This is a genomic window from Aedoeadaptatus nemausensis (assembly GCF_903819165.1).
Lineage (GTDB): Bacteria > Bacillota > Clostridia > Tissierellales > Peptoniphilaceae > Aedoeadaptatus > Aedoeadaptatus nemausensis.
In genome coordinates this window covers 126,982-139,802 of record NZ_CAIJCS010000014.1, presented here as the reverse complement: position 1 = coordinate 139,802, position 12,821 = coordinate 126,982, and the positions used below count along the sequence as shown (strand labels likewise).

General features: G+C 42.9%; 15 protein-coding genes. 4 read left to right on the top strand and 11 right to left on the bottom strand.

Annotation, left to right across the window (positions count from 1 at the left end; genetic code table 11):
• Nucleotides 1-15: 15 nt before the first annotated feature.
• The 5 genes from ispF to PEPTYR26121_RS01870 are packed head-to-tail and all read right to left on the bottom strand — an operon-like array spanning nucleotide 16 to nucleotide 4,322.
• Nucleotides 16-492 (bottom strand): 2-C-methyl-D-erythritol 2,4-cyclodiphosphate synthase, encoded by a 477-nt coding sequence (ispF, locus tag PEPTYR26121_RS01890; protein ID WP_180498660.1) that lies wholly within the window; start codon nucleotides 490-492, stop codon nucleotides 16-18.
• Nucleotides 489-1,190 (bottom strand): 2-C-methyl-D-erythritol 4-phosphate cytidylyltransferase, encoded by a 702-nt coding sequence (gene ispD, locus PEPTYR26121_RS01885; RefSeq protein ID WP_180498658.1) that lies wholly within the window; start codon nucleotides 1,188-1,190, stop codon nucleotides 489-491. Before ispD ends, ispF begins: the two co-directional genes overlap by 4 nt.
• Nucleotides 1,183-2,631, bottom strand: coding sequence for a peptidoglycan D,D-transpeptidase FtsI family protein (locus tag PEPTYR26121_RS01880; protein ID WP_180498656.1), 1,449 nt, complete (start codon nucleotides 2,629-2,631; stop codon nucleotides 1,183-1,185). The genes ispD and PEPTYR26121_RS01880 overlap by 8 nt, the downstream gene beginning before the upstream one ends.
• Complete coding sequence (locus tag PEPTYR26121_RS01875; protein WP_180498655.1) at nucleotides 2,612-3,877, bottom strand: FtsW/RodA/SpoVE family cell cycle protein; 1,266 nt, start codon at nucleotides 3,875-3,877, stop codon at nucleotides 2,612-2,614. Before PEPTYR26121_RS01875 ends, PEPTYR26121_RS01880 begins: the two co-directional genes overlap by 20 nt.
• A gap of 7 nt (nucleotides 3,878-3,884) precedes the next feature.
• Entirely contained in the window at nucleotides 3,885-4,322 is a 438-nt protein-coding gene (locus tag PEPTYR26121_RS01870; protein WP_180498653.1) for an FHA domain-containing protein, read from the bottom strand.
• A 131-nt stretch (nucleotides 4,323-4,453) separates the two neighbouring features.
• Here PEPTYR26121_RS01870 and PEPTYR26121_RS01865 point away from each other — a divergent pair, with 131 nt between their 5' ends.
• Genes PEPTYR26121_RS01865 through PEPTYR26121_RS01850 form a run of 4 tightly spaced genes read left to right on the top strand, consistent with a single transcriptional unit; the run spans nucleotide 4,454 to nucleotide 6,575 of the window.
• The gene (locus PEPTYR26121_RS01865) at nucleotides 4,454-5,053 is read left to right on the top strand and encodes a RecX family transcriptional regulator (protein ID WP_180498651.1); all 600 of its coding nucleotides are present in this window, start codon (nucleotides 4,454-4,456) and stop codon (nucleotides 5,051-5,053) included.
• On the top strand, nucleotides 5,044-5,325 hold the full coding sequence (locus PEPTYR26121_RS01860) for a GIY-YIG nuclease family protein (protein WP_180498649.1): 282 nt from the start codon (nucleotides 5,044-5,046) through the stop codon (nucleotides 5,323-5,325). The genes PEPTYR26121_RS01865 and PEPTYR26121_RS01860 overlap by 10 nt, the downstream gene beginning before the upstream one ends.
• On the top strand, nucleotides 5,303-6,091 hold the full coding sequence (locus PEPTYR26121_RS01855; RefSeq protein WP_180498647.1) for a threonine/serine exporter family protein: 789 nt from the start codon (nucleotides 5,303-5,305) through the stop codon (nucleotides 6,089-6,091). Before PEPTYR26121_RS01860 ends, PEPTYR26121_RS01855 begins: the two co-directional genes overlap by 23 nt.
• A gap of 1 nt (nucleotide 6,092) precedes the next feature.
• A complete protein-coding gene (locus PEPTYR26121_RS01850) occupies nucleotides 6,093-6,575 on the top strand; it encodes a threonine/serine exporter family protein (RefSeq protein ID WP_246285868.1) in 483 nt (160 codons plus the stop codon).
• 59 nt (nucleotides 6,576-6,634) lie between these two features.
• On the opposite strand, the gene PEPTYR26121_RS01845 is transcribed toward PEPTYR26121_RS01850, so the two are convergent.
• The 6 genes from PEPTYR26121_RS01845 to dtd are packed head-to-tail and all read right to left on the bottom strand — an operon-like array spanning nucleotide 6,635 to nucleotide 12,820.
• Nucleotides 6,635-7,051 (bottom strand): SoxR reducing system RseC family protein, encoded by a 417-nt coding sequence (locus PEPTYR26121_RS01845; protein ID WP_180498645.1) that lies wholly within the window; start codon nucleotides 7,049-7,051, stop codon nucleotides 6,635-6,637.
• 4 nt (nucleotides 7,052-7,055) lie between these two features.
• Nucleotides 7,056-8,834, bottom strand: a complete 1,779-nt coding sequence (gene aspS, locus PEPTYR26121_RS01840) for an aspartate--tRNA ligase (RefSeq protein WP_180498643.1) — start codon at nucleotides 8,832-8,834, stop codon at nucleotides 7,056-7,058.
• 8 nt (nucleotides 8,835-8,842) lie between these two features.
• Nucleotides 8,843-10,375 (bottom strand): Mur ligase family protein, encoded by a 1,533-nt coding sequence (locus PEPTYR26121_RS01835; RefSeq protein WP_180498641.1) that lies wholly within the window; start codon nucleotides 10,373-10,375, stop codon nucleotides 8,843-8,845.
• Nucleotides 10,372-11,751: a coproporphyrinogen dehydrogenase HemZ gene (gene hemZ / locus PEPTYR26121_RS01830; protein WP_180498639.1), complete on the bottom strand. Its 1,380-nt coding sequence runs from the start codon at nucleotides 11,749-11,751 to the stop codon at nucleotides 10,372-10,374. Before hemZ ends, PEPTYR26121_RS01835 begins: the two co-directional genes overlap by 4 nt.
• Nucleotides 11,748-12,371: an MBL fold metallo-hydrolase gene (locus PEPTYR26121_RS01825; protein WP_180498638.1), complete on the bottom strand. Its 624-nt coding sequence runs from the start codon at nucleotides 12,369-12,371 to the stop codon at nucleotides 11,748-11,750. The genes hemZ and PEPTYR26121_RS01825 overlap by 4 nt, the downstream gene beginning before the upstream one ends.
• Nucleotides 12,371-12,820 carry a D-aminoacyl-tRNA deacylase gene (gene dtd / locus PEPTYR26121_RS01820; RefSeq protein WP_180498636.1) on the bottom strand — a complete coding sequence of 150 codons (450 nt, stop codon included), beginning with the start codon at nucleotides 12,818-12,820 and terminating at the stop codon, nucleotides 12,371-12,373. The genes PEPTYR26121_RS01825 and dtd overlap by 1 nt, the downstream gene beginning before the upstream one ends.
• Between the last annotated feature and the right edge of the window lies 1 nt (nucleotide 12,821).

The following is a 12,821-nucleotide window of genomic DNA, read 5'->3' as shown; positions in this document are numbered from 1 at the left end:
AGTCAAGTCCTTTCTCTAATCAATTGATTCTAAGAGAACTACGGCCATGGCCGTCATGCCCTCTTTTCTACCTTCATACCCCATTTTCTCCGAAGTTGTCGCTTTAACCGAAACATCTTCTATAGGTTTTCCACATACATGGGCAATATTCTTGCGCATCTCTTCGATATAGGGGGCGAGCTTCGGTGATTGGGCGATAATCGTGCTGTCTATATTTCCCACACGATAGCCTTTGTTCTCGATGAGATCGATGACCTCTTCCATCATTTTCAAACTCGATCCGTCTTTAAAAGCCGGGTCTGTGTCGGGAAATAATTTACCGATATCGCCTAGAGCTAAAGCTCCTAAAATGGCATCTTCAATCGCATGAACGAGCACGTCTGCATCGGAGTGACCTAAGAGACCTTTCTCATGAGGGATCTCAACGCCTCCTAAAATCAACTTACGCCCCTCTACCAAAGCATGAACATCGTATCCAATTCCAATTTTCATTCTTCCATCCTATCTGAATAAATTGCATCTGCGAAAATAAGGTCCTCCGGCGTGGTGATCTTAATATTTTTGTAAGAACCACGTATAAGCCGTATCTTCTTCCCCGTCTTTTCCACCAGTGAACAATCATCCGTACCGTAGTAACCTTCTTCATAAGCTTGCTTATATGCATGAATTAAGACTTCTTTATGGAAGCCCTGAGGCGTCTGAATGGCATAAAGTTTTGAACGATCGGGGGTAAACTGTGCCCAATTGCCGTCTTCACTTATTTTTACCGTATCCTTCATCGGCGTCATGAGGCAGCATGCTCCCGATGAACGAGCTCCTTCAATTACCGATAAGATTTCCCGTTCGGTCACGAAGGGTCTGGCACCATCATGAGTTAATATAATGCCGTCGAAATCCTGCAAATAGCGTAGGCCCTCCCAGATGCTATCTTGTCTTTCATCCCCGCCGAGAACGATAGAAACCTCATGCTGCAGCTCCATAGTATTGAGAATGTTACGCATCATTTCCTCTTCCCCGGAGCGGATAAGGAGAATGATTTTATCGATTGCTTCTAGGGCGTCAAAAACTTCGATTGTATGGCGTATCATGGGTTTGCCATGAATGGGAAGATATTGTTTATTTTGACTGAGACGCATGCGCTTCCCCATGCCGGCAGCGGCTATTAAGACGCATACCTTATGATTATTCATCGCCCGACTCCTTTTCCAGAGTTTGTGAGAAGTCGATATTATTGAGGGCATAAGCAATAATGTCTCGCGCCATGGGAGCCGCAATGGTCCCGCCGGAACGTCCGGCTTGTTCTACGATAACAGCTACCGCTACTTGAGGATCATTGGCAGGCGCATAACCGATGAACCATGCGTGGTTTTCTCCCGATGCATTTTCTGCAGAGCCCGTCTTACCGGCAACTTTTGTGCGTCGCATAGCGGCGCGCTTACCCGTTCCGTTTTCTACGACGGAGATCATGTATTCGTTTAGCTTTTTCGCCGTTGTCTCGTCGGTAGCCTGTTGCAATACTTTAGATTCGTGGGTTCGAATGCTCTTACCCTTTTGATCCTCTACTTCTTTAACGAGAATCGGTTCCATCATTTTACCGTCGTTGGCCACAGCGCCTGCCACCATGGCCATATGAAGAGGCGTTACCAAAACGTCGCCCTGACCGATGGCTGATGCAGCTAAGGTCGTTTTCGGAATATTTTTCTTATAATCGAATACGGAGGGCGACACGGGAAGGTCAAAGGGAATTTTTTTATTAAAGTAAAACTGATCGGCTGTGCCGCCTAATTTCTCCTTGCCCAATTTGGCACCCTTAGAAACGAAGTAAGTGTTAATGGAATGGGTCATGGCATCTTTCAGATCTACATTTCCGTAAACGGCACCTTCCGCATTTTTAAAGTCTCTACCGTCGATGGTTTGAATTCCCTCATCGTCGTAATTTTGATTCAAATCCCCGTTCAATATAGACGCTGCAGTGATCACTTTGAAAGTGGAGCCGGGTGGATATCTACCATTGATGGAGCGATTCAAAAGGGCTCCCGCTTTGTTTTTTTGCAAAGAATTCCAGTCTTCCGCCACGGACGTGGCGTTGAAGTCCGGTAAAGAAGCCATAGCGTATACTTCACCCGTCTTCGGATTCATGACGACAATACTACCCCGCTCGGCGTTTTCTTCTAAAAGTTCACGAGCTTTAGATTGTACTTGAGTATCTATCGTTAGAATAAGGGAATTTCCTCCTTGTTTTTTATTGCTTAGCCAGTTTGAAATTTTTACAATGGCTCGGTTGCTATTTCTGTTCAATAGAAAATCATTGTAGCTTGCCTCGAGCCCACTCTTGCCGAGGGAAGGATGAGAGTAACCGATAATGTGAGAATACAAAATAGGGTAACTGTATTCCCTATGGTAGTGGCCGGGTTCCCCTTTTGAGGTAGCTAAAAGTTCGCCATTGCGATCGTAAATATCGCCTCTCTTAATTTGAGCTTCTTCAATGTAGCCCCTTCGGTTGGAAGGGTGATTTCGCACGGTCTCCGCCTCGACGATATAAAAATAGGTTAAATAAATAATGGTTCCTAGAAAAAGGGCAATCAAACCGGCCATAAGGATGACGATTCGCTTAAGCTCTGATTTCTTCATCGTTCACCTCATGCTTTCCGTCTCGTTCATATTTCCAAGTTAAGTCCTCGGACGCTACCTGTAAAATACCGAGGGCAATAAAACTCGATAAAATCGAACTACCCCCGTAGGACATAAAGGGCAAGGTTATTCCTGTCATGGGAATGAACTTCGTCACACCTCCAATGTTTAAAAAGGCCTGAATCGAAATCATTACAGTGGCGGTAATGGCCAGTATTCTGTAAAACTTATATTCTTGCTCCAAGGCAATTTTGATCCCTCTATAAATGAGAAGAATGTAAAGAAGAATAATGGCAAAACCTGCAAAAAGTCCCATTTCTTCGCAGATAACCGGGAAGATAAAATCCGATTCCGACACGGGTATAAGCTCCGGATGTCCGAAGCCGATGCCGGCGCCGAAAAATCCACCTTCCGCAATGGCAAAAAGAGACTGCACGATCTGGCGCCCCGCATTATAAACATCGTTCCAGGGATTTAGCCAGATATCAAAACGCGTCCTTACGTGTGAAAATAAAAAATACCCTGCAATAGCCCCTAATAACAAGAGTGCAATATTAATAAGCTTAGCCTTAATGTCCGGATCGTATATAAACTGAACCGACATATACATCGCCATAAACATTACTGCCGTTCCCAGATCTCGCTGGATAAAAAGTAAGAGAACAAAGAAGTAAATAATGGCCATAATAATGTAGCTGGCGTAGGGATATCTCCTATATTTTTCGTAATTGGTGTAAAAGCTGCCTAGTATAAACATCAATAGGATCTTTATAAATTCCGTAGGTTGGAAGACTATAAATCCAAGGCTAAGCCAGTTTCTCGATCCACCCACTGTTTTACCGAAAATAAGAGTAGATAAAAAAAGCAAGACGCTTATAATCAATGCCAAAGATCCATATCGTTCTAAATTCGGAAACACTCGTACGACAAAATAGGTCGCATAGAAAAGCAGAACACCGATAAATGCCCACTGCAACTGTTTAATCCCGGTTTCCGGTTTGATCCTAAAGATGGTAACTACCCCTATGGTGAGGAGCAACGATATAATAAGAAAAATATAATTATCCCCGGTCGTAATCTTTCCCAATATAAAATTAGAAATATAGATAACAAAAACAAGACCGCCGGTTAAAAATAACAGCTGGCGGTCGAGATCTCCCTCGTAGGTATAAAAAACCAAAAGAATAGCCAATACTTCAAAAATCAAGAGTATATCGCGAGGTCGTCTTAACAGTTTATTGATCACAGTCCACCTACTTTGCTTGATCTACAAATAAAAATTGAATGAAACCGACGCCGATGCGGTCGCCGTTTTTAAGTTCCGCTTCATCATATAATGTTTGACCGTTTAAAAAAGTGCCGTTAGCGCTATGAAGATCGCGAATGTAATAGTGACCGTCTTCTTCCTGTATTACCAGGTGATTTTTAGAGACAAAATTGTCTTTAATGACGATATCGTTTTTGCTGCTTCGTCCCAATTTCGTCAGACCTTTCAAAACGTAATATTCTTGCATTTTAAAATTTAATGAATCTAATCGATTGACTACTTTTAAATAGGCCTCATCCTTATTCGCTTCTACTGAACGCATGGAACGTATATCCAAATAGATCATGCGAATAATAGTAAAAATAAACAAGTAGATGATCAGTATGAAAATATATTTAAATAACTGCGATAGTATTGAATTCATCGTACACCTCAACTTAATTTTACCTAAATACTATCATAGAAATCGCTGATTTTCAACGAGAGGGCACTTGAGAAGCTCGCTAATTGAGAGAAGAAATATCTAAATTATGTTAAAATAGACCGATGATGACTATGGAAATAAAACGCATTCAAAAATCAAATAATCTATTTATCGTCGAGCTGGATCAGGAGAACCCTTTAAGTTTACCGGAGTCGGTTTTTGTCAGGCACAATCTCTATAAGGGAAAAGAGCTGACGGAAAATGATATACTCGAAATCCGAAAAGATAGCGAGCGCCAAATCGCCATCGATTTCGCCCTTAAAAAACTTCGTAATCGTAAGACCACATGGGAAATAGAAGATTTGCTTATCCGGGAAGGTATCGGCGAAGATGCCATTGCAGGCGCCGTCGACTACCTGAAGGAATATGGCTTTCTTAACGACGAGGAATTTGCCGAACTCTTCGCTCGAGACAAGCGGAACCTTAACGGCTACGGCCCTATTAAAATCCGCTATCTTTTAAAGCAAAAAGGCGTCGACGAAAGATTTATCGCCATGGCTTTAGAAAAATTTACTCACGAAGATGAAGTAGAAATGATTGACAAGATCGTCGGAAAAAAGTATGTACGCGGTCATGGTTTGTCGAAAGACAAAACTAAAATCATTCGCTTTTTACTCTCTCGCGGTTTTCAATACCCCGCCATTAAGGTGGTGCTCAATCGATGGCCGTAAAACACTACGTTTATATTTTAGAATGTGGTGATAAAAGTTTCTACACCGGCTACACCACCGATCCTGAACGAAGACTTCAACAGCACAACAAGGGAACGGCCTCAAAATATACGCGAAGTCGACTCCCCGTATCCATGGTATACTTGGAGTCTGTTTCGGACAGATCCACGGGCTTAAAACGAGAACACGCCATAAAAAAATTAACGAGAGAAAAGAAAATGAAGCTAATCCGGAAAGGAGGAAATAGCCTTGGGCCGACAAGAGATAAATAGCTTAGAAGAGGCTAAAAGTTTAATTAATATTGCCATGACAACCGGCCAAATGCTCATTAAAAATGGAGCCGAAATATATCGCGCCGAAGACACCATCGAGCGCATGATCTTGTCTATGGAAAATATAACGGAGGTCGACGTCTTCGCCCTTAGTTCCGCACTTTTTGTTTCCGCCGAATATGATGAAGAATCTATTACCATGTTCAGGGATATTGAAAATTCAGGAGTCAATTTAAATCAGATCGACGAGTTAAATACTTTTTCACGACGTTTCGTTTCGGGAGAGATTTCACTCTATGAATCACGCAACAAGTTGATGTCTATATCCCATGCTACCAAGCGCTCTCTCCCCGTGACCATGTTTTTTACCGGCCTTTGTAGCGCCTCTTTCGCCATTATGTTTGGAGGCACATGGCATGATTTCGCCTACACTTTTTTTGTAGGTTTCATCCTTAATTACTGCATGCGGCTTACGGCGAAGCATAATGTCTCCTTCTTTCCCGAAGCTTTTTTAGGCACCATGGTTGTTTCAATTTTAGCACTTATAGGCGTTAAGGCCATGCCGATCCTTCACATGGATATGATCATTATCGGAGCTATTATGCCCCTGGTTCCGGGGATGATCGTAACAAATTCTCTAAGGGATATTATCAGCGGCGATTATGTTTCCGGACTGATCGGGATCACGAAAGGTATCTTCGTCGCATTCGCTATTGCTCTCGGCGTCGGATTTATTTTAAATTTAGAAAAGATTATAGGAGGTTGATATGACGATTCAAAAAGCTATTATAATGTTTTTCGTTTCGTTTTGCGCCACCATAGGCTATGCCATACCCGTGGAAGCGCCGAAGCGATCTCTCCTATCGAGCTGTTTCAGCGGAGGGATATCTTACCTTCTATACCTTAAGATTCTCGATTTAGACGGCAATGCTTTTTTTGCCGCCTTCCTGGCCGCTTTTTTAATGGGTATTTTAGGTGAATTTTTTTCAAGACTTTATAAAATGCCGGCCACTATTTTTATAATGCCTCCACTCATTACTTTGGTTCCCGGAGGCGGAATGTACTATACTATGAGTTATTTAATCAGCGACAATATGGATATGTTTCTTCGAGAAGCAGTCAAAACTTTTTCAGTCGCTATCGCCCTTTCTTTGGGAATTGTGGCATCGGGCCTATTCTCCAAATCTCTTCGAGCTTTCCGAAAACGCTCCGAATATAAAGGACGTCCCAGATTGGATCGCTACCGTTGAAAATGAGAATTCAAAAAGCCATAGATCGGAGATACTTTTCTTCCGATCTATGGCTTTTTTTACAATATTTTCGTCATTTTCAATTGTGCGCGATCCCCTTCTTTTCTATCAACCTTCTTTAAAACCACAAAGCTGATAATAAAGGAAAGGGCACCCAAAGCAAATATATAGAGATCGCGATTGGAAACGCTCGTCGGTATTAAAAACTGACCTATAAAAATCAAGGCTAAGAAAGCCACTAATGGAATTCCGTAGACCTTGTAGATGGAACGCAGGACGAAATGATCGTTTACGTAGAGTTCCACCGTGTCTCCCGCTTCCGCATTTAAATCATTGGGAACGGAAATAAACTCGGACTTGGATTCGCATGCAGTGCTGGAGCAGCTGGCACATCCCGTACCGCAAGCTCCTTTTCGAGTCACTTCCATATAGGCCATTCCTTTATTTACCGAAAGTATACGCCCAATTTGAATCATGCTATCACTCCTCTATTACGCGAATATGCACCTCTTCCAGTTGTTTTTCCGAAAGTTCGACAGGTGCCCCGGTTAAGAGGTCGCTCGCCGATTGAGTTTTCGGGAATGCAATGACGTGGCGCATATTCTTTTCACCGGTTAATAACATTATTAATCGGTCTAAACCGTAGGCTAAACCACCATGTGGCGGTGCGCCGTATTTGAAGGCTTCCAATAGGAAACCGAACTTATCTTGAGCTTCTTCTTCCGTGAAGCCTAAGGCCTTAAACATCTTCTTTTGAACCTGTCCGTCATGAATACGAATGGAGCCGCCACCCATTTCATCGCCGTTCATAACGATGTCGTAGGCCTTCGCACGACAATTTGCAGGATCCGATTCGATCTTATCGATATCTTCATCCATGGGAGCCGTAAAGGGGTGGTGTTTTGCCACATAGCGCTCTTCTTCTTCATCGTATTCGAATAAGGGGAATTCGACGATCCAAAGAGGCGCAATAACGTCTTTTGGAATTATATCCATTTCTTCGGCAATGTGATTTCTTAGATTACCCAGTGCGGCAAACACTATATCATTTTTATCCGCAACAAATAAAATCAAATCGCCCGTTTCCGCATCAACCCGTTCGACAATACTGTTCATAATATCGTCGCCGACAAATTTTAGAATAGGAGATTGGATTTCGTCTTCTTTTACCTTTGCCCAAGCTAATCCCTTAGCTTTAAAGTCTTTCACAAAAGCTTCCAACTTGTCGATCTTTTTGCGGGAATAAAATTCTTCACCGCCTTTTACCACGATGGCGCGTACACTGCCACCGGAAGAAACGGCGCCGGAAAATACTTTAAAATCGCAGTTTTCGACGATGTCGGAAACATTCTTCAGTTCCATACCGAAGCGTACATCCGGCTTATCCACGCCGTAGCGATCCATGGCTTCGCGATAGGTCATGCGATCAAAAGGTGTTTTGAGATCCACATCGATCACTTCTTTAAAGAGCTTTTTCAAATAACGCTCGTTGATTTCCATTACATCGTCTGCCTCGACGAAGCTGAGCTCCATATCGATTTGTGTAAATTCCGGTTGACGATTAAAGCGTAAGTCCTCATCTCTAAAGCAACGGGCGATTTGAATATAGCGATCAAAGCCCGATACCATTAGAAGTTGCTTCATCAGTTGAGGAGATTGAGGAAGAGCATAGAACGAACCGTCGTGAATGCGGCTGGGCACCAGATAGTCTCTCGCTCCTTCAGGCGTCGGTTTATTGAGCATCGGCGTCTCCACTTCGACGAAGCCTTCATCGTGGAAGAAGTCTCTCGTTAGTTTATATACCCGAGAACGCGTCCTTAAAACGTGTTGACTGTGAGGTTTACGCAAATCCAGTGTGCGATATTTTAAACGAAGATCGTCGCTTACATCATCGTCGTCTTTCACGTAAATGGGAGGTACTTCAGATTCGTTTAAAATTTTCAATTCACGCGCCAGTATCTCAATGTGTCCTGTAGGAATATTTTCATTTACCGAACTGCGAGCTCTTACATCCCCTTCTACGGCCACGACGAACTCGGAGCGTAAAGACGTTGCTTTATCAAAAACGGATTCGTCCACTTCGCTATCGAAGACGACCTGGACGATACCCGTATAGTCCCGAACATCTGTGAAGACAAGAGCACCAAGGTTCCTGGATTTTTGTACCCATCCCATAACCGTAACTGCTTCTCCAATATGTTCTTCGTTTAAAGTACCGCACAAATGGGTGCGCTTTAATGTTCCCAGTGATTCTCCCATGATTCCTCCTAACAAATTCTTTCGTCTATCTTTTTAAGCCATTCCGCTCTCTCTTCTCCCGAAGAAGCGTCGGCTAACATCTGCCAAATATATTTTGCAGCATGATCCATTCCCTGGCAACCGGCAAGGAGTAAAACATCTCCCGGCTCTACCTTGGGAAGAATGGTATCGATGGCTTCCTTTAAAGAATCGATAACGGGTACGGTATGCCCCGCTTTTTCCATTTCTTTGAGAAAAGCCTCCAGCTCTTTATCCGTTACCTCATCCTTCGAAGATACAACCTCGACAGATTTCGTCGCAATGAAATCTTTAAGAGGCAATTTCGGCATCCACTTTACTGTTTCTTCCGCATTCTCGCGATTGAGTTCCGCCCCTCTTCCTCCTCGAATCGCATAAAGTAAATGAAGATTCTTATAATCCATGCGACAAAGTGTTTCTAAGGTAACGGCAATATTTTTAACATTGGCATAATGATCGTCGATGATCATATACTCTTTATTATAGATCAATTCGAAGCGTCTTTCGACTCCTCTGAAATTGTATAAGGCCTTTTGTATGGTGGAAGGGTTCACCCCTGCCAATAAACCGAAACTGATGGCCATCATAGCATTTAAAACTGTATGGAATCCCGTGACCTGAAGGTCAATGGGAAGCTCCAATTTTTTTAGAGACCATTTACCGGCTTTGCGATCTTCTTTCACTGTGTAGGTAAATTTCGGAAAACCGCTGGAAATATCGATATTTGAAACGCCGATCAATGCATCTTTTTCTACGCCTGCCGTAAAAACTTGACCTTCCGTCTTATCTTTCAAATCGTCGATAAGTTGGGCGTCGATGTTTAAAATAACCGCCGTTTCCTTCTGGGCATGACGAATCAATCGGCTCTTAAAATGGAAATAATTTTCAAAGGTGCCGTGTTGTTCTAAGTGTTCTACGGAAATATTATTAAAGCTTACGATATCGTAATCGATACCCCTGCTACGGTAGAGCTCTTGAGCCGAGGAAGAAACTTCCATTACAACGACCTCAACGCCGCTGTCGGCCATGTTCCGTAAATGTTTTTGGAGATGAATAGATTCGGGGGTCGTTAAGATCGAGGGAATGGAGACATCTTTATATTGCACCTCTACCGTGCCGATAACGCCTACTTCGTATCCCGCCGCTTTGAAAATATCGCGAAGCATATAAGCGGTGGAGGTTTTACCGTTGGTAGCCGTTACGCCATAAACCTTCATCTCCTTCGACGGATCGCCGTAAAAGGTACAAGCGAGATCGGCCAACGCTTTGCGAGGATTCTCGACGATTACTTGAGGAATATCCACCTCGACCTCGTGATCGCAAACCACAAGTGCCGCTCCTCTTTTCTTGGCTTCTTCAATATAATCGTGACCGTCCACCAGTACGCCCTTCATGGCGACAAATATATCCCCTTCGCCGATCTCTCTCGAATCGTTTGAAATATTGGAAATATTTAAATCTCCGTCAATTTGTCTGATTCTATTTTTTATTTCTACTCTTTCAAGTAAGGTATTCAGTTTCATAAAACCTCTCTCAAATGCTTCTTCTTTTTATCGATAATTTCACCGAATCGCTCGGTATAATCTCTCATATTTCTGAAATTTGAAAATTTGCTCACGGTCTTACCCGTTTCATCTACGAGTTTTGTCGTGGAGGACATACCTACGCCGATAACCGAATGGATCTCTTCCATCATGATCATATTGTAGAGATTGTCATGGCCTTCTCTGGAAAAGCCGATATTGGAACCATTACCCATAATACGTTTTTGACGATAGAGGTAGTAAGGATGATAGCCGGATTCCGCCATTCGTTTCATCGAATAATTCTGCATTTTCCGGATATTTTTTGTATAGACCCCTTCGTTTTCAAACAGCTTAGATCCGTTTTTAAGGGAGAGTACATGAACCGTTATGTTTTCGGGATTTAAGTCTATAACTTCATCGAAAGTGTGGGCTACTTGTGGAATACCTTCGTCTCCAAGTCCCAGGATAAGATCCATATTAATTTCAAAATCAGTCATTTCACGCACCTTGTAGTACGCCCGTTTTATGTCCTCTTTGTTATGGGGACGTTTTACTTTTTCCAGTGTTTCATCCACCATCGTTTGAGGGTTGATGCTGATTCGCGTAATAGGATAATCCCTTAGCATAATCAAAAGTTCCTCATCGATTGTTTCAGGCCTTCCTGCTTCCAGGGTAAACTCCACAGGATTTAAATGAGACAAATGATCCAACAGCCTTTTAAGCTGAGGCTTCGGAATAGAGGTCGGCGTTCCTCCGCCGATGTAAATCGTCGTCGGCTCCTCTTCCATCTCATCTAAAACGAAATCCAGCTCTTTCAATAAATGTTCCATGTAAAGAACCACGGCATCCGTGTTGTCGCTTCGAATGGTAGGATAGCTACAATAGTCGCAACGAGTCGGACAAAAAGGAATATGAATATATAGAGAATACCCCTTTCCCTTTATATGATCAGTCTTTTCGCTTTCCAGTAAGGCGATCTCCATTAAGAGATTGGCGATGTAAGGACTAAGCAAGTATTCGTCGATTAAATACTTTTTCGTCTTTTCATCTCCTAAAAGACTGCGTTGTTTTTGTAGGAATTTTATTGGCCGCGTGCCGGTCAGAGTTCCCCATAAACAATCTTCTTTCGATTCGTGATCTATATCTCGAACGATCCAAGACGCTATAGCGCGTTTCGCTACGTATGCATCACTGAAGACAAAATCTTTTTCAAAGCGATCGTCGCCGATAACGAGTACGACTTTTTTTATATTCTCTTTCGTTTCGATAGATAAAAAAAGTTCACCGGAAGTTTCATAATACGGAAAATAGATTCGAAGAAGTTCATAGAATGTATGAATCTCCGAATCTGTACCTTTTACAATGCGGATCATAAGACGTGTTGCATGTAAGGATTAATGCGTTTTTCGATCCCTATAGAAGTTTCCGGCCCGTGGCCCGATAATACTCTTAAATTTTCATCAAGCTGTGCTAATTTCCGCAAGGAACGCATCATGGCCTGTACATCTCCTCCCGGGAAATCCGTACGCCCGATGGAGCCTTGGAACAAAGTGTCTCCGCTTAAAATGAGATCATCGTAAAAATAACATACTGAGCCGGGGGTATGGCCCGCCGTCTGCATCACTTTTATCTTTCCGCAATTCAGCTCAATAGTATCTCCGTCATTTAAGAGAACATCCGGTTCTTTATCCGGCACTTCACCGCCCATCATGGCAATAAATTGCGGCGCTTGATTATTGAAGTTTTCCAACTCGTCCTTGTGCATATATACTTTAACGCCGAGAGCATCCCGTACTTTATTAAGAGCCGCTACGTGATCGCCGTGTGCGTGGGTCAGTAAAATCGCTTCGATAGTCAAGCCTAAGTGTTCGGCTTCGGCAAGAATGCGGCCGGCTTCAGCTCCGGGATCTACAATAAATCCTTTTTTATTCTCGCCATTATATACGATGTAACAATTGGTCGTACCGCCGACCAAAACCGTTTTAAATGCCATTAAAAACCCCTTTCGCTATCTAATAAAATCGTAACGGGTCCGTCTGCCACCATATCGATAGCCATATCGGCGCCAAATTTTCCCTTAGCTACAGAAAATCCCCTCGATTCAACATATTGAATCAATTTTTCGTACATGGGTTCGGATACATCGCCTTTAGCGGCGCGAATATAGCTCGGTCGATTTCCCTTACGTCCGTCACCGTATAGAGTAAATTGACTCACGATCATAATATCGCTTCCGCTATCTTTGGCGTTTATATTCATAACACCCTCATCATCTTCAAAAATGCGGAGGCCGACGATTTTATTTCCGATGTATTCCATGTCCTTTTCTGTGTCTTCTGCAGAAATACCGACGAGAACCATCATTCCTTTTTCAATCGATGAAACTGATTCTCCGTCGACACTAACGGCTGCACGTTTCACCCGTTGAACTACTGCGCGCATA